The following is a 15,548-nucleotide window of genomic DNA, read 5'->3' as shown; positions in this document are numbered from 1 at the left end:
AAAGCCGCGCGTAAACCAGCGTAATACGAAACGTCATCGCGGTAACACGGGACGCGCCGCGAGCCTCTACGCTGTGTCTCACCGGAAGCGCAAGACCTCGACGAGGCCTCGCAATTCGGCTCCGACAATCAAGAAAGGGAGTCTCACGATGGGCAAGCAATATCGCATCCTCACCGCCGCCGCCACCGCGCTCGCTCTGACCTTCGGCTCGGCCTACGCCGCCACGAACGAAGCGCCCAGCGCGCCGCCGCCCGGCGGCCCGGCCATGATGGGTGGCCCCGGCGGTCCTGGCGGCCATCGCATGGAAATGCGCATGCAGAAGCAACTGGACCAGTTGCACGGACAGTTGAAGCTCAGCGCGGAGCAGGAAAAGCTCTGGCAAACCGCGCTCGACACGATGAAGCACAACCGCGACACGATGCGCGACAGTCATCGTCAGATGCATCAGCAGTTCGAGTCGATGGCCAACCAGCCGATTCTCGACCTGAACGCCATGCACGCGGCGCATCAGAAGCTGGAGCAGCAGCAGGCGCAACTGCGCGAAGAGACCGCGACCGCGTGGCTCAACTTCTATAACTCGCTCAACGATCAGCAGAAGACGACCGTCAGCACCGCGCTCAAGAAGCACTTCGCGAAGATGCGCGAGCACGAGCACAAGATGCACGAACGCTGGGGCAAGCATCGCGGCGCTCAGGACGGCGCTCGCGAAGCCGCGCCGGGCGCGGGGGCGGCTGCCGGCGCGTCGGCTGTGGCCAAGCCGTAAGCGCGTTGCCGGCCGCCAGGCGCGACCGGTTCCATTGCGCAAAAAAAAGCCGCGGGCGCTTGCGCTCCGCGGCTTCCGCATTGGCTGCGGCAACGACTCGCGCAATGTCACGCGAGGTCGAACAGCAGCACTTCGGCGTTATCGCCGGCGTCGAGCGTGACCTTCGCCACGTCTTCGATCTTCGCGGCATCGCCCGCACGGAGCGGCTCGCCGTTCACCGAGACGTTGCCGCGAGCGACATGCACATACACACGACGCCCCGCCGGCACGTCGAAGTCCGCCCGCGCCTCACCGTTGAAGAGTCCCGCGAAGATGCGTGCGTCCGCGCCGATCTTCACCGACCCGTCCACCCCTTCCGGCGATGCGATCACGCGCAGCCGGCCGCGCTTTTCATCGTCGCTGAAGCGCTTTTCCTCGTAGCCCGGCGCGCCGCCCGGCGCATCCGGAATGATCCAGATTTGCAGGAAGTGGGCCGTCTCGCTCGGCGAACCGTTGAACTCGCTATGACGCACGCCCGTGCCGGCGCTCATGCGCTGCACGTCGCCGGGACGGATCGTCGATCCGTTGCCCATGCTGTCGCGGTGGGCGAGCGCGCCTTCGAGCACATAGCTCACGATCTCCATGTCGCGATGACCGTGCGTGCCGAAGCCCTGCCCGCCCGCGACGCGGTCTTCGTTGATGACGCGCAGCGCGCCGAAGTGGACATGCTCCGGATCGTGATAATCGGCGAACGAGAAGCTGTGATACGAGTCGAGCCAGCCGTGGTTTGCGTGACCTCGTTCGTTGCTGCGGCGAATCTCGAACATGATGATGGCTCCCGGTAAAGACGTTGAACTGCGATGGAGAGAATGTAAGGGCGGCGGCCGCCCGGAACAACGAGCGCGCCGGCACTACACCGTCCTGCCGGTGGATGTAATCGGACATGTCCTGACATCGCCCGCGCCCGATCCGGGTTCGGGTAAAATACCGCGCTTTTCGGCCAGCGACGTCGCTTTGGAGCTGCGGAAAGCCTGCGGGCGGTCATCGTTCACGTCTCAGCGCACAGTGAACGGGAGCGGGACGGGACGCTCGCCAATTTTGGCCACCTAGAATACGCACCGCCGGCGCTCGAGCCTGAACACGGCGGCCTCGGCGCACGGCGCTTGCGAAACGGATGCCGGCCCGGCGCGGCCCAATGCGCGCCGGTCATATGTGGCGCACCTTACGAAGGAATCACCATGTTGCAAGGCTACGGTCCGCTGATCCTCGCGGGCACCTGGCAGACCGTCAAGCTGGCGGTGCTGTCGCTCGGGTTCGCCTTCGTGATCGGTCTGATCGGCGCGGCGGCGAAGCTCTCGAAGAGCCGGATCGCCTCGGGCATCGGCACCGTCTACACGACGCTGATCCGCGGCGTGCCCGATCTGGTGCTGATGCTGCTGCTCTTCTACAGCATTCAGATCTGGCTGAATCTGCTGACCGATCAGCTCGGCTGGGATCAGATCGACATCGATCCGTTCCTGGCGGGCATTCTCGTGCTCGGCTTCATCTACGGCGCATATTTCACCGAGACGTTCCGCGGCGCGTTTCTCTCGGTGCCGCGCGGCCAGCTCGAAGCGGGCGCGGCCTACGGCATGACACCGTGGCAAACCTTCTCGCGCATCATGTTTCCGCAGATGATGCGTTTCGCGCTGCCGGGCATCGGCAATAACTGGCAGGTGATGGTGAAGGCGACGGCGCTGGTGTCGATCATCGGCCTCGCGGATGTCGTGAAGGCCGCGCAGGACGCGGGCAAGGGCACGCAGCGGTTCTTCTTCTTCACGCTGCTCGCGGGCGTGATCTATCTCGCGATCACGACGATCTCGAACTTCGTGCTGATCTGGCTCGAGCGGCGCTACTCCATCGGCGTGCGCAAAGCCGATCTTTAACCAGCCATCCCCAGCGAACACGAGCGGCGGACTTCATGATCGAAATCATCCAGGAATTCTGGAAGAACTACCTTTTCACCGACGGCTATCGCATCACCGGTCTCGCGATCACGATGTGGCTGCTGGTCGTCTCCATCGGCTTCGGCTTCTGCCTGTCGGTGCCGCTCGCCGTGGCGCGCGTCTCGAAGAACAAGCTGCTGTCACGCTCGGTGTGGCTCTATACGTACGTGTTTCGCGGCACGCCGCTCTACGTGCAGTTGCTGCTTTGCTATACCGGCCTCTACAGCCTGCAGGTCGTGCGCGATCATCAGGTGCTCGGCGAATTCTTCCGCAGCGGAATGAACTGCACGCTGCTCGCATTCACGCTCAACACATGTGCCTATACGACGGAAATCTTCGCCGGCGCGATCAAGGCGACGCCCTACGGCGAAATCGAAGCCGCGCGCGCCTACGGCATGTCGAGCTTCACGCTTTATCGACGGGTGATTCTGCCGTCCGCGCTGCGCCGCGCGCTGCCGTACTACAGCAACGAAGTCATCCTCATGCTGCACGCGACGACCGTTGCTTTTACCGCGACCGTGCCGGACATTCTGAAGATCGCCCGTGACGTAAATTCGGCGACGTATCAGTCGTTCCAGGCATTCGGCATCGCCGCCCTGCTCTATCTCGTCATTTCGTTCGCGCTCGTGTGGCTGTTCCGCCGCGCCGAGCACCGCTGGCTCGCGTACCTGCGGCCTCAAGGCAAATAAGTCAGGCAATAGTCGCCCCAGGACCGTTCATGAATTCCCAGAAGCACAAGCTTTTCGTCAACGACATCCACAAGCAGTACGGCAGCAACGAAGTGCTGAAAGGCGTATCGCTGAAGGCGAACGCCGGCGATGTGATCAGCATCATCGGCTCGTCGGGCTCGGGCAAGAGCACGATGCTGCGTTGTATCAACTTTCTCGAGCAGCCGAACCGCGGGCGCATTTTCGTCGATGGCGCCGAGGTCCGCACGATGATGGACAAAAGCGGCGCGCTCAAGGTCGCCGATCCGAAGCAGCTGCGCCAGGTCCGCTCGAAACTGTCGATGGTGTTCCAGCACTTCAATCTCTGGTCGCACATGAACGTGCTGGAGAACGTGATGGAAGCGCCCGTCAACGTGCTCGGGCTGCCGAAGAAGGAAGCCGAGGACCGCGCGCGCATGTACCTGGAGAAAGTGGGCCTCGCGCCGCGGCTGGAAAAGCAGTATCCGTCGCATCTGTCGGGCGGACAGCAACAGCGCGTGGCAATTGCGCGGGCGCTCGCCATGCACCCCGACGTCATGCTCTTCGACGAGCCCACGTCCGCGCTCGATCCCGAACTCGTCGGCGAAGTGCTGAAGGTGATGCAGACGCTCGCCGAAGAAGGCCGCACGATGGTGGTCGTCACGCACGAAATGGCGTTCGCGCGCAACGTGTCGAACCATGTGGTGTTTCTGCATCAGGGGCGTATCGAAGAAGAAGGACATCCCGACGCGGTCTTCGGTAGCCCGAAGAGCGAGCGCCTGAAGCAGTTTCTGTCGGGCAGCCTCAAATAAGCAGACTAATGCAATGAAAAAGCGCCGAAAGGCGCTTTTTTTTCGTCTATGCGCCGTCAACGCGGCCTCTTGCGTGACTAGCGCCGCGGCGTTCGCCCGTCAATAGGCGTCAAACCCGACCCTCAATCCTTATCCGGCCAGAACCCTTGTCCAGTAAGGAGTTGCGGGCTGTTTCCCAAGCTATGGGTCGCGCGGCCACTGCATCAGCATTGCATTTTCGACACACAGTTCCTTCGAACGTCAAATTCTTTTGGCGTCTGTGATGTATTTTGTTAAATTGGTAACTAAAGTACCAAAACGAAGTACCCAAAAAGTAGTTTTACTTCAAAACAAAGTGAGGAGACACCGATCGACGGGTCGGCGTCACGTTCGCGCGCCCGACGCGTGGATCGCCATGAGCACTCTTGCCCGCGCGTGTGTCTTTCTCTGAAAACGATTTCCGGTTGGATGCGCTCGCATCGAACCGCACACGGCAGCACTTTGGGTTCTATTTCTTGACAGGGTTGGAGGAGATGATGAAGAAAGCTTTGCTCGCGGCAGCAGCACTGCTGACGTTCAGCGCGGTGGCTCACGCTCAAAGCAGCGTGACGCTGTACGGTCGCCTGGACGCGGGGCTCGAGTACATGAACGGCGTGCCGACCGGTCCCGCCGGCGCACCCGCCACCGGCACGTCGCACCGCTTCCGCGCGGAAAGCGGCGACTGGGGCACGAGCCTGTGGGGTTTGAAGGGCGTCGAAGACCTGGGCGGCGGCTATCGCGCCGTGTTCCAGTTGGAAGGCAGCTTCAACACCATGACGGGCCAGGGCCCGGGCAATAACGGCATCTTCAATCGCTGGGCGACGGTCGGTGTGGCGAACAACCAGTTCGGTACGCTGCTGTTGGGCCGTGAACTCTTCATCGCTAACGGCGTGTGGGACTTCGATCCGTTCGGGCAGTCGAACTGGTCGTCGGCATCGCTGGTTCGTGGCCGTAACTGGCCGCAGTCGAGCAACAACATTTCTTACCAGTCGCCGAAGTTCGCGGGCTTCGACTTCTACGGCCAGTACTCGCTGTCGAATGCGACGAACTGGAACGGCAACGGCACGACGCCGCAAGGCCGTGAAGCCGGCGCGTACATCACCTACACGACGCCGCTGTTCCAGATCCGCGGCATGTACGATGAAATCCGCAATCCGGCCAACGGCACGCTGGGCGGCGCGTACAACGCCATCGACGGCGGCGCGGGCGGCAACGGTGTCTACGCGTACTCGCGCGAGTACACGGCGATGTTCAACCTGTTCCTCGGCCAGTTCAAGGTCCAGGGCGCTTACCAGGCGATCCGCTCGTCGGGCATGACGGGCCAGTTGCCCGGCCAGCCGACCACGCTCGACCACGAATGGGGCGGCGTGACGTGGCAAGCAACGCCGGCGGCTGCGCTGATCGCGGCGGTCTACCACGTGAACGGCAACAACGGCGCGGGTAACGCGACCATCTATACGGTCGGCGGCTCGTACAACCTGTCGAAGCGCACGCTGCTCGATCTGCAGGTCGCGACGGTGCAGAACAGCAAGAGCGCCAACTACGGCCTGAACGCCAACAACTACGGTTCGGCGGCATCGACGGACAACCCGTTCCCCGGCCACAGCCAGACGGGCGTTTATGCAGGCATCCAGCACTCGTTCTGATCGTTCAGGCCGACGAAGCTGAATCAAGAATAGGTTTGTAGAGTTTTCACGCTGCTGCGAGAGGCGCGTATCGGTGCGGTGCCCGAAAGGGTATCGCACCGTTTTTTATTTGTGGCTGCATCTGTCAAATTGATTCAAAAGTACAGAATCAGGCGTTCTAAAAAGTAGTTTTCCTTCAGAATCCCGTCCAAAAAACGGGCCTTTGTCCGCATGGCGTTTTGCGCAAGGCGCGGGCATTCCCGTCGAACGCGTTCCGGTCGATGCACCCCGCATCGAACCGCAGCAGTGGTGAGTTCACTTTGACGGAGTTGGAGGAGATATGAAGAAGGCTTTGCTTGCAGCGGCAGCGCTGTTGACGTTCGGCGCCGCGGCGCATGCCCAAAGCAGCGTGACGCTGTATGGCCGCCTGGATGCGGGTCTCGAGTACATGAACGGCGTGCCGACCGGCAATCCGGCGAACGCCACCGCGAGCCGCATCCGCGCGGAAAGCGGCGACTGGGGCACGAACCTGTGGGGCCTGAAAGGCGCTGAAGACCTGGGCGGCGGCTATCGCGCCGTGTTCCAGCTCGAAGGCAGCTTCAATTCGATGAACGGCCAGGGCCCGGCCGACAACCGCATCTTCAATCGCTGGGCGACGGTCGGTATCGCCAGCGACCGCTTGGGCACGGTGCTGCTCGGCCGCGAACTGTTCGTATCGAACGGCGTATGGGACTTCGATCCGTTCGGCCAGTCGGCGTGGTCGTCGGCATCGCTGGTGCGTGGCCGCAACTGGCCGCAATCGAGCAACAACATCTCGTATCAGTCGCCGAAGTTCGCGGGCTTCGACTTCTACGGCCAGTACGCGCTGTCGAACGCGACGAACTGGAACGGCAACGGCACGACGCCGCAGGGCCGCGAGGCCGGCGCGTACATCACGTACACGTCGCCCTACTTCCAGATTCGCGGCATGTACGATGAAATCCGCAATCCGGGCAACGGCACGCTCGGCGGCAATTACAACGGCAACAACGGTGTCTACGACTACTCCCGCGAGTACTCGGCGATGGCCAACGTCTTCCTCGGCCAGTTCAAGCTGCAAGCGGGCTATCAGGCAATCCGTTCTTCCGGCATGACGGGCCAGTTGCCCGGCCAGCCGACCACGCTCGACCACGAATGGGGCGGCGTGACGTGGCAAGCGACGCCGGCGGCGGCGCTCACGGCCGCGGTCTACCACGTGAACGGCAACAACGGCGCCGGCAACGCGACGATGTACACGCTCGGCGGCTCGTACAACCTGTCGAAGCGCACGCTGTTCGACCTGCAGATCGCGACGGTGCAGAACAGCAAGACCGCGAACTACGGCCTGAACGCCAACGGCGTCGGCACGGGTCCGTCGACGGACAATCCCTATCCTGGCCGCAGCCAGACGGGCGTGTACGCGGGCATCCAGCACTCGTTCTGAGCGGCGATTGCGGCGTGACGGTGCGGCGTCTTTCGGATGCCGTACTGTCTCTCAGCAAGCGCGCAGACGTAAAAGGGGCCGCCGATTCACATCGGCGGCCCCCTTCATTGCGTGCGGCTCAACCGACGCTAATCCCTCGCGACGCCCGATGCCCCGTGGCTCAGCCAGTCGAGCACGGCGGCCGCGTCATCGTCGCTCGAATGACGCGCCTTCGCGACCGTCTCGCTCAGCTTCGCGCCCGGCTTCGGCGCGGCACGGCGGATCGCCACGCCGACCGCGAGGATGTCGATGATGACGAGGTGCAGGATGCGCGAGATCATCGATAGTTGCGATTCGCGAATCTCGATGTGATCGGTTTCCAGCGCCACGGTCGCGCGCTTGGCGAGCGGCGTGTTGCTCGATGTGATCGCGATCACGGTCGCGCCCTGCTGCATCGCCACTTCCAGCACGCGCAGCAGTTCCGGCGCGCGGCCCGACTTCGAGACGGCGACGATGACATCGCCCTTGCCGAGCAGCGCCGCCGACGCCGCCTGCATGTAGAGATCGCCGTAAGCGATCGTCGGGATGCCGAAGCGGAAGAACTTGTAATGCGCGTCCTGCGCGACGATGTTCGAATTGCCGAGCCCATAGAACTCGATGCGACGCGCGCCGTTCAGAATGTCGATCGCGCGCTCGACGTTCTCGAAGTTCAGATGCTCGCGCAGTTGCAGGATGGCGGACACGGTGTTGTCGAGCACCTTCGCGCCGAAATCCGTGGCCGTGTCGCCGAGATGGACCTGGCTGTGGCTGACGGGAATCGTGCCCGTCAGGCCTGTCGCGAGCTTGAGCTTGAAGTCGGACAGGCCCTGGCAGCCGAGCGAGCGGCAGAAGCGGATGACGGTCGGCTGGCTCACGTCGGCCTTGCGCGCGATGTCGATGATCGGATCGTTGATGATCGAGCGCGGATGATTCAGCGCGAGGTCCGCCACGCGCCGCTCGGCGGGCGTGAGTGCGTCGCGCATCTGGCGGATGCGCTCGAACACCGCCGACGAACCGCTATTCGCGCGATTCGACAGTTGTTCCGCGAGGATGGCGGACACACCCAGAAAGGCCGGATACTCAGCGGTGATGACGTAGGTCGGAATGCCGGACAGGTACTGCTGAAAGCGGCCTTTCGCCTCGAATCGCTCGCGAAAAGGCGACGCGTGAAAGAGCTCGCCGAGTTTCAGCACCACCCCGCCGCCGATATAGATGCCGCCCAGCGCGCCCAGCGTCACCGCGATGTTGCCCGAGAACGTGCCGAGGATGCCGCAGAAGCAGTTCACCGCCTGCAGCGCGAGCGGCTCGCCGTCGTGGGCGCGACGGGTGACGTCGGCGCTGCTGAAATCGTCCGCGACCGCCACGCCGTCACGCTCCGCGAACGCGCGATAGATCAATTCCAGGCCGGGCCCCGCGCACACGCGTTCGAACGACACGTGCGGCCACTTGCGGCGCGCATAGCGCATGACCAGGTCTTCGTTTTCGTCGAACGGCGAGAACGTGGCGTGACCGCCTTCGCTGCCGAGCGCGATCCAGCGGTCGTCGGCGGGAATCAGGCCCGAGACGCCCAGACCGGTGCCGGGACCGAGCAAGCCGATCACGCTGTTCTGCCGTCGCGCGCCGCCGCCGATCTGGACACGCTGCGCATCGGTGAGGCCGGGCAGCGCCATCGCCAGCGCGGTGAAGTCGTTGACAACGAGCAGCGTATCGAAGCCCAACGCGCGGCGCGTCGCTTCGATCGAGAAGCTCCAGTCGTGATTGGTCATTTTCACGTGATCGCCATCCACCGGATTGGCGATCGCGATCGCCGCGTGATTGACGCGGCCGACCTTCGTGTCCTTCAGATACTGCTGCATCACTTCCGCGATGCCGGGGTAATCGGCGCCCGGATAAACGCGGATTTGCCCGATCTCGCCGGGCGCCGTCTCCAGCGCGAAGCGCGCGTTCGTGCCGCCGATATCGGCGAGCAGCCTCGGTCCATCGGCGTGGCTCGCGGCCTGCGCGACCTTATGCACACCAGTAGACATCGAGCTTCACTCCTTCATCGTTGGCCAGCGTCGAGATGGCGTTCTTTTGGCGGGCGGCGAGCGCCGCATTGAGTACGTCGAGCTTCTTCTGGCCGGAGATGAAGAGAAAAAGCTGGCTGATTCCCTTGAGCGCGGACATCGACAGGCTCACGCGCGCATGCGGCGCGCTGCCCGGATGCACGGCGACGAAGCGCTCGGGCGTGGAAATCGCGAGATCCCACTCGGGCGCGTCCGCGAAGATGGATGCCGTATGTCCGTCTTCGCCCATGCCCAGCACGGCGACATCGGGCAGGCGGCGGCGCGCATCGGCGTTCAGTGCCGCGACGTGCGCCGCAAGCGACGCCGAGGTATCGACGAGCGGCAGAAAGGATGCCGCCGCGCCCGCGTTCTGCAGCAGCGTGCCGCGCACGAGCTGCGCGTTGCTGGCCGAATCGGATTCGGGCACCCAGCGATCGTCAACGAGCGTGACGTCGATGTGCGCCCAGTCGAGCGGCTCTTGCGACAGCGTCTGCAAGAACGGACGCGGACTCGTGCCGCCCGATACCGCAAGCGTGGCGTGCGCGGACTGTCCCGTGGGCTGCGCGCTGGCATCGGCCGATGCGGCGCCTCGTGCCGCGAGCGACGCGGCAAGCGCATCGCTGACGGCTTTCGCCAGCGCGTCCGAGTGGGCGCGCGGGTCGTCGAAAGTGCGAAGCTCGATCACTGCTCCTCCATCCTGCTTGTCTGGTTTATCGACCCGCTTTTGCCGCGAAGCCGCGAACGGTCCGCGAAGCGGTGTGGGTGCTGACGTTCGCGCCGCGTGCCTCTTCAGGGAACCGTCGGCGCGACGCCTTTAGTTCTCTTCTTCCAGCCAGCACGTGCCGTGCTGCGCGAGCATCGCGCTCGACGCCGCCGGCCCCCACGTGCCCGCCGCATACGGCTTCGGCTTGTTCATCGACGTGGACCATGCGTTCAGGATCGGTTCGACCCAGCGCCACGCGGCGTCCTGCTCGTCGCGCCGCACGAAAAGCGCGAGGCGGCCGCGGATCACGTCCAGCAAAAGCCGCTGATACGCCTCCATTTGCCCTTCCTTGAAAAACTGGTCGAACGCGAGATCCAGATGGACGCTTGCCAGATTCATGCCCTCGCCGGGCTGCTTGGCGAGGCAGTAGAGGCGAATGGTCTCGTTCGGCTGCAGGCGGATCACGAGCCGGTTCGCGCCTGCGCGCAACGCGTTTGCCCCGAGCGCCGAGTGCGGCACCGGCCTGAAATTGACGACGATTTCCGCGACCCGGTCCGCCAGCCGCTTGCCGGTACGCAGGAAAAACGGCACGCCGGCCCATCGCCAGTTTTCGATTTCGACCTTCAGCGCAACGAAGGTTTCGGTATTGCTGTCGGGACGCACTCCCGGTTCGGTCGCATACGCAGGCACCGATGCGCCGCGAATCACGCCCGCATGGTACTGACCGCGCACCGCGACACGGCTGATATCGCGCTCGTCGATGGGCTTCAGCGCGCGCAGCACGCGCAGCTTTTCGTCGCGCACGGAGTCGGAGTCCATCGAGTGCGGCGGCTCCATCGTCACGATGGAAAGCAGTTGCAGCAAGTGGTTCTGCACCATGTCGCGCAGCGCGCCGGTGTTGTCGTAGAAGTCGCCGCGCGCTTCGACGCCGAGTTCCTCGGCGATCGTGATCTGGATGCTCTCGACCCATTCCCGCCGCCATAGCGGCTCGAAGAGCGCATTGCCGAAGCGCAGCGCGAGCAGGTTCTGCACCGGCTCCTTGCCGAGGTAATGGTCGATTCGATAAATCTGCTCTTCCTGGAAGATCTCGCCGACAGCGTCGTTGATTGCGTTCGACGATTCCAGGTCATAGCCGAGCGGCTTTTCGAGCACGATGCGCGCATTCTCGTTCAGCCCCACTTGCGCGAGCGCCCGGCAAATAGGCACGAACAGCGACGGCCCGGTCGCCAGGTAGAAGACGCGCGTGCCGTCATGCCGCGCCAGTGCGTCGCGCAGCACGACGAAGTCTTCCGCCCGGCCGAGATCGAGCTGCACGTACTGAATGCGCTCGAGAAAGCTCCGCCACGCCGATTCGTCAACGCCCTTCTTCGAGACGTGCGGCTTCACGTGCTCTTCGACCCACGCGAGATATTCGCCCGGCGCCTGTTCGCCGCGCGCGACCGCGACGATCTTGCCCGACGGCGCGAGCATGCCCGCGCGATGCGCCTCGAACAGCGCGGGAAGAATCTTGCGCATCGACAGGTCGCCGGTCCCGCCGAACAGCACGAAGATGAAATTCGAGTCGGTTTGCATGGGTCTGAGGGCCGCTTTGTGAAGTCGGTGGGACGTCGAACAAAGAGCTAGCGTAGTTCGACAAAATTTTTTTTGACACTGAATTGTAGTTTAACTACAATCCAAATCAAGAGGAAATGTGATCTGGGAAAAAAATGGCTTGTCAATCAGAAGCTGCGTGTTTTCCCTAGGGCCATTGTTCTGAACGCATGTTAACGGAGTCCGGACATCGTTGCTTTCAAGCACCTTCGGGCTTTGCATGCGAACGGGCCTCGCGCCTGCACGCCTTCGCCCGCAACGTATCGCGGCGGTGCGTGCCGGCAAAAATCAAAAGCAATTACTTTGCATGGGACCGGAACAGGCGCACAACCGCCCGCTTCGGTCGAGAGGAGACAGTCGTTGCGATCCAACTCACTCATTCCTTGAGCGCCGTGCGGCCGATCATCGGTCTGCCGGCCCTGCACGCGCGTGCGCGAATCACGACGCGCGCCGCACGCTTTCCCGCCGACACCGCCGATTCCCCGGCCACCGCTGCACCCGTTGCACCTTCTTTTTCAACGCTTCTGGCGACATCAGGGGCCAATCGTTTTTTTGTTCAGGTGTCTGGAGGAGATAAACAATGAAAGTCCGTAAGCTCATGGGCGCGCTGTGCGCCGCAGGTCTTCTGTGCGGCGCGACGGCGTCGGCGGTGCAGGCTGCCGAAGCCGTGTCCGTGCTGCACTGGTGGACGTCGGGCGGCGAATCGAAGGCGGTCGGCGTGCTCAAGGACGACATGACCAAGCAGGGTTACACCTGGAAGGACTTCGCCGTCGCGGGCGGCGCAGGCGCTGCCGCGATGACCGCGCTGAAGACGCAGGTCATCTCGGGCAATGCGCCGTCGGCGGCGCAGATCAAGGGTCCGCTGATCCAGGAATGGTCGGAGCAAGGCGTGCTCGTGCCGATCGATTCCGTCGCCGGCGACTGGAAGAAGAACCTGCCGCCCGAAATCGACAAGATCATCCACGCGGACGGCCACTACGTCGCGGCGCCGTTCTCGGTGCATCGCGTGAACTGGCTGTACATCAACAAGGCCGCGCTCGACAAGGCGGGCGGCAAGGTCCCGACGACCTGGGCCGAGTTCTTCCAGGTGGCCGACAAGATGAAGGCCGCGGGCATTCAGCCGGTCGCGATGGGCGGCCAGCCGTGGCAAGACCTGACGCTGTGGGAAGACGTCGTGCTGTCGGAAGGCGCGGACTTCTACAAGAAGGCGATCGTCGATCTCGACCAGAAGACGCTGACCTCGGAAAAGATGGTCCAGGTGTTCGACACGGTCCGCAAGATTCAGGGCTACTTCGACAACGGCCGCACGGGCCGTGACTGGAACCTCGCAACGGCCATGGTCATCAACGGCAAGGCCGGCATGCAGTTCATGGGCGACTGGGCGAAGGGCGAATTCGCCGGCGCAAACAAGAAGGCCGGCACGGACTACATCTGCGCCGCGGTGCCGGGCACGGAGAAGTCGTACACGTTCAACGTGGACTCGTTCGTGTTCTTCCAGCAGAAGGGCCAGAAGAACGCCACGCCGGGCCAGCTCGCGCTCGCCAAGACCATCATGTCGCCGGAATTCCAGGAGCAGTTCAGCCTGAACAAAGGCTCGATCCCGGTTCGCCTCGGCGTGAAGATGGACAAATTCGACGACTGCGCGAAGAAGTCCTACGCTGATGAACAGACGGCGATCAAATCGGGCGGCTACGTTCCGTCGCTCGCTCACGGCATGGCTCAGGGCGACGCAACCGCTGGCGCAATGACCGACGTCGTAACGAAGTTCATGAATTCGTCGCAGGATTCCAAGAGCGCCGTCGCTGCGCTCGCGAACGCCGCCAAGACGAAGTAAGCACGCAGCCTGAAGGACGGGCGGCGCGCAGCGGATCATCGCTGCGCGCCGCCTGACCGGCGAACCGTCGCATCGAGCGCCCCTGGCGCTCCAAGCCAGCCCAATCGGAAAGCACCACCTGCCGCCACAAGCGCGCGAGTCCGTGTTCATCAGCGCGCAAGAGCGCATACCCCAAGCGCCGGCGCATCTTCCAGGAGTCGAGTTGTGACTGCCTCCCTCAGCGGTACCGCGGAAAAGACTCCGCACCAGCCTCGCCGCGCCTCGCCCACGGCGGCGCTCGCCGATCGCTGGATTCCCAAGCTGGTGCTCGCTCCCAGCATCCTGATCGCGCTCGTGTTCGTGTACGGGTTCATTCTCATCACGGGCTATCTGTCGCTGACGAACTCGCGCCTGATGCCACGCTACGAGTTCTCGGGATTCGACCGTTATCGGCAACTCTTCGACAACGACGTCTGGTGGACCTCGGCCGCCAACCTCGGCTGGTTCGGCATTCCGTTCATCGGTCTCTGCGTGGGCCTCGGCCTGTTTCTCGCAATCCTGCTCGATCAGAAAATCCGCAACGAAGGCGCATTGCGCGCAATCTTTCTCTATCCGATGGCCCTGTCGTTCATCGTGACCGGCACCGCGTGGCAATGGATTCTGAACCCCGGTCTCGGCATCGAGAAGGTGTTCCACGACTGGGGCTGGACGAGCTTCTCGTTCAACTGGCTCAACGATCCGGACAAGGCCATCTTCTGCGTTGTGATCGCGGCGGTCTGGCAATCGAGCGGCTTCGTGATGGCGCTCTTTCTCGCGGGCCTGCGCGGCGTCGACAGCGAAATCTTCAAGGCGGCGCAAGTGGACGGCGCGACGCTGCCGACCATCTATCGCAAGATCGTGATTCCGAGCATGCGCCCGGTGTTCTTCTCCGTGCTGCTGATTCTCTGCCACATCACGATCAAGACCTTCGACCTCGTCGTCGCGCTGACGGCGGGCGGGCCGGGCACCTCGTCGTCGCTGCCGGCCATCTTCATGTACACGTTCTCGTTCAACCGGGGACAACTGGGCGTGGGCGCCGCTTCGTCGATGATGATGCTCGCCACCGTCGTCGCGGTGCTCGTGCCGCTGATGTATCTCGAATCGAGGAGCACCCGCAATGCAGCCTAAGATGACGATCAGCCGCGCCGTCATTTACGCGGTGCTCATATTGTTCGCGCTTTACTTCCTGTTCCCGATCTACGTGATGCTGTCCACGTCGTTCAAGGACCTCGACCAGCTTCGCACGGGCAACCTGCTCACGCCGCCTACGCACTTCACGTTCGCGCCGTGGGTGAAGGCGTGGCAGGAAGCCTGTACCGGCGTGCGTTGCGACGGCATGCAGCCGTTCTTCATGAACTCCGTGCGCATGGTGATTCCGGCCGTGCTGATCTCGTCGATCGTCGGCGCGTTCAACGGCTACGTGCTCACGCACTGGCGCTTCCGCGGCGCGGATGCGTTCTTCACGATGCTGCTCGTCGGCTGCTTCATCCCGTTTCAGGCCATTTTGCTGCCGATGGCGCGCCTGCAGGGTTTCCTCGGCCTGTCGAACACGACGAGCGGCCTCGTGCTGGTGCACGTGATCTACGGCATTGCGTTCACGACAATGTTCTTCCGCAATTTCTACGTGAGCATTCCGGCGGAGCTCGTGAAGGCGGCGCGCATCGACGGCGCGGGATTCTTCACCATCTTCACGAAGATTCTGCTGCCCGTCTCGCTGCCCATCTTCATGGTTTGCCTCATCTGGCAGTTCACGCAGATCTGGAACGACTTCCTGTTCGGCATCGTGTTCTCGGGCGTCGATTCGATGCCGATCACGGTCGCGCTGAACAACCTCGTCAATACGTCGACGGGGGTCAAGGAATACAACGTCAACATGGCGGGCGCGATCATCGCGGCATTGCCGACGATTCTCGTCTACATGATCGCGGGGCGTTATTTCGTGCGCGGCCTGACGGCGGGCGCGGTGAAGGGTTGAGCGCGCAGCGGCGCGCGTCCCCTGCTGAACAGACA

General features: G+C 63.3%; 14 protein-coding genes. 10 read left to right on the top strand and 4 right to left on the bottom strand.

The genetic code is table 11. The features are described from left to right. Positions 1–148: 148 nt before the first annotated feature. Positions 149–763 (top strand): periplasmic heavy metal sensor, encoded by a 615-nt coding sequence (locus P9255_RS23410; protein ID WP_309790492.1) that lies wholly within the window; start codon positions 149–151, stop codon positions 761–763. A gap of 107 nt (positions 764–870) precedes the next feature. Here P9255_RS23410 and P9255_RS23405 read toward each other — a convergent pair whose 3' ends face one another. Next, on the bottom strand, positions 871–1,569 hold the full coding sequence (locus P9255_RS23405) for a pirin family protein (RefSeq protein WP_309790491.1): 699 nt from the start codon (positions 1,567–1,569) through the stop codon (positions 871–873). Positions 1,570–1,980: 411 nt separating this feature from the next. Here P9255_RS23405 and P9255_RS23400 point away from each other — a divergent pair, with 411 nt between their 5' ends. The 5 genes from P9255_RS23400 (at position 1,981) to P9255_RS23380 (ending at position 7,330) form a co-directional block, all read left to right on the top strand. After that, positions 1,981–2,667, top strand: coding sequence for a histidine ABC transporter permease HisQ (locus tag P9255_RS23400; protein WP_309762996.1), 687 nt, complete (start codon positions 1,981–1,983; stop codon positions 2,665–2,667). 35 nt (positions 2,668–2,702) lie between these two features. Next, a complete protein-coding gene (locus P9255_RS23395) occupies positions 2,703–3,416 on the top strand; it encodes an ABC transporter permease (protein ID WP_309762997.1) in 714 nt (237 codons plus the stop codon). 29 nt (positions 3,417–3,445) lie between these two features. Further along, a complete protein-coding gene (locus P9255_RS23390; protein WP_309790490.1) occupies positions 3,446–4,225 on the top strand; it encodes an ATP-binding cassette domain-containing protein in 780 nt (259 codons plus the stop codon). A 515-nt stretch (positions 4,226–4,740) separates the two neighbouring features. Further along, positions 4,741–5,889, top strand: a complete 1,149-nt coding sequence (locus P9255_RS23385; protein ID WP_309765316.1) for a porin — start codon at positions 4,741–4,743, stop codon at positions 5,887–5,889. A 319-nt stretch (positions 5,890–6,208) separates the two neighbouring features. Continuing rightward, entirely contained in the window at positions 6,209–7,330 is a 1,122-nt protein-coding gene (locus tag P9255_RS23380; RefSeq protein ID WP_309762999.1) for a porin, read from the top strand. Positions 7,331–7,458: 128 nt separating this feature from the next. Here the strand turns inward: P9255_RS23380 and P9255_RS23375 are convergent, their stop codons facing one another. The 3 genes from P9255_RS23375 to zwf form a co-directional block, all read right to left on the bottom strand. Then, a complete protein-coding gene (locus P9255_RS23375) occupies positions 7,459–9,375 on the bottom strand; it encodes a bifunctional transcriptional regulator/glucokinase (RefSeq protein WP_309763000.1) in 1,917 nt (638 codons plus the stop codon). Then, entirely contained in the window at positions 9,356–10,078 is a 723-nt protein-coding gene (pgl, locus tag P9255_RS23370) for a 6-phosphogluconolactonase (RefSeq protein WP_309763001.1), read from the bottom strand. The genes P9255_RS23375 and pgl overlap by 20 nt, the downstream gene beginning before the upstream one ends. Positions 10,079–10,207: 129 nt before the next feature. Further along, positions 10,208–11,668 (bottom strand): glucose-6-phosphate dehydrogenase, encoded by a 1,461-nt coding sequence (gene zwf / locus P9255_RS23365; protein ID WP_309763002.1) that lies wholly within the window; start codon positions 11,666–11,668, stop codon positions 10,208–10,210. 293 nt (positions 11,669–11,961) lie between these two features. On the opposite strand from zwf, the gene P9255_RS23360 reads away from it, so the two are divergent. The 4 genes from P9255_RS23360 to P9255_RS23345 all read left to right on the top strand — a co-directional run bounded on the left by P9255_RS23360 (position 11,962) and on the right by P9255_RS23345 (position 15,513). Continuing rightward, positions 11,962–12,270 carry a hypothetical protein gene (locus P9255_RS23360; RefSeq protein WP_309763003.1) on the top strand — a complete coding sequence of 103 codons (309 nt, stop codon included), beginning with the start codon at positions 11,962–11,964 and terminating at the stop codon, positions 12,268–12,270. Further along, on the top strand, positions 12,267–13,520 hold the full coding sequence (locus P9255_RS23355) for an ABC transporter substrate-binding protein (protein ID WP_309763004.1): 1,254 nt from the start codon (positions 12,267–12,269) through the stop codon (positions 13,518–13,520). The genes P9255_RS23360 and P9255_RS23355 overlap by 4 nt, the downstream gene beginning before the upstream one ends. A gap of 204 nt (positions 13,521–13,724) precedes the next feature. Beyond that, positions 13,725–14,666, top strand: a complete 942-nt coding sequence (locus P9255_RS23350; RefSeq protein ID WP_309763005.1) for a sugar ABC transporter permease — start codon at positions 13,725–13,727, stop codon at positions 14,664–14,666. After that, positions 14,656–15,513 carry a carbohydrate ABC transporter permease gene (locus tag P9255_RS23345; RefSeq protein WP_309790489.1) on the top strand — a complete coding sequence of 286 codons (858 nt, stop codon included), beginning with the start codon at positions 14,656–14,658 and terminating at the stop codon, positions 15,511–15,513. The genes P9255_RS23350 and P9255_RS23345 overlap by 11 nt, the downstream gene beginning before the upstream one ends. Positions 15,514–15,548: the final 35 nt, after the last annotated feature.

Source organism: Caballeronia sp. LZ019, from assembly GCF_031450825.1.
Taxonomy (GTDB): domain Bacteria; phylum Pseudomonadota; class Gammaproteobacteria; order Burkholderiales; family Burkholderiaceae; genus Caballeronia.
The sequence above is the reverse complement of the archived record's forward strand: the minus strand, read 5'-3'. Positions and strand labels throughout refer to the sequence as shown.

Coding starts and splice junctions, on each gene's coding strand:
- P9255_RS23410 (WP_309790492.1), top strand. CDS start 149: ATGGGCAAGCAATATCGCATCCTCACCGCCGCCGCCACCGCGCTCGCT.
- P9255_RS23405 (WP_309790491.1), bottom strand. CDS start 1,569: ATGTTCGAGATTCGCCGCAGCAACGAACGAGGTCACGCAAACCACGGC.
- P9255_RS23400 (WP_309762996.1), top strand. CDS start 1,981: ATGTTGCAAGGCTACGGTCCGCTGATCCTCGCGGGCACCTGGCAGACC.
- P9255_RS23395 (WP_309762997.1), top strand. CDS start 2,703: ATGATCGAAATCATCCAGGAATTCTGGAAGAACTACCTTTTCACCGAC.
- P9255_RS23390 (WP_309790490.1), top strand. CDS start 3,446: ATGAATTCCCAGAAGCACAAGCTTTTCGTCAACGACATCCACAAGCAG.
- P9255_RS23385 (WP_309765316.1), top strand. CDS start 4,741: ATGAAGAAAGCTTTGCTCGCGGCAGCAGCACTGCTGACGTTCAGCGCG.
- P9255_RS23380 (WP_309762999.1), top strand. CDS start 6,209: ATGAAGAAGGCTTTGCTTGCAGCGGCAGCGCTGTTGACGTTCGGCGCC.
- P9255_RS23375 (WP_309763000.1), bottom strand. CDS start 9,375: ATGTCTACTGGTGTGCATAAGGTCGCGCAGGCCGCGAGCCACGCCGAT.
- zwf (WP_309763002.1), bottom strand. CDS start 11,668: ATGCAAACCGACTCGAATTTCATCTTCGTGCTGTTCGGCGGGACCGGC.
- P9255_RS23355 (WP_309763004.1), top strand. CDS start 12,267: ATGAAAGTCCGTAAGCTCATGGGCGCGCTGTGCGCCGCAGGTCTTCTG.
- P9255_RS23345 (WP_309790489.1), top strand. CDS start 14,656: ATGCAGCCTAAGATGACGATCAGCCGCGCCGTCATTTACGCGGTGCTC.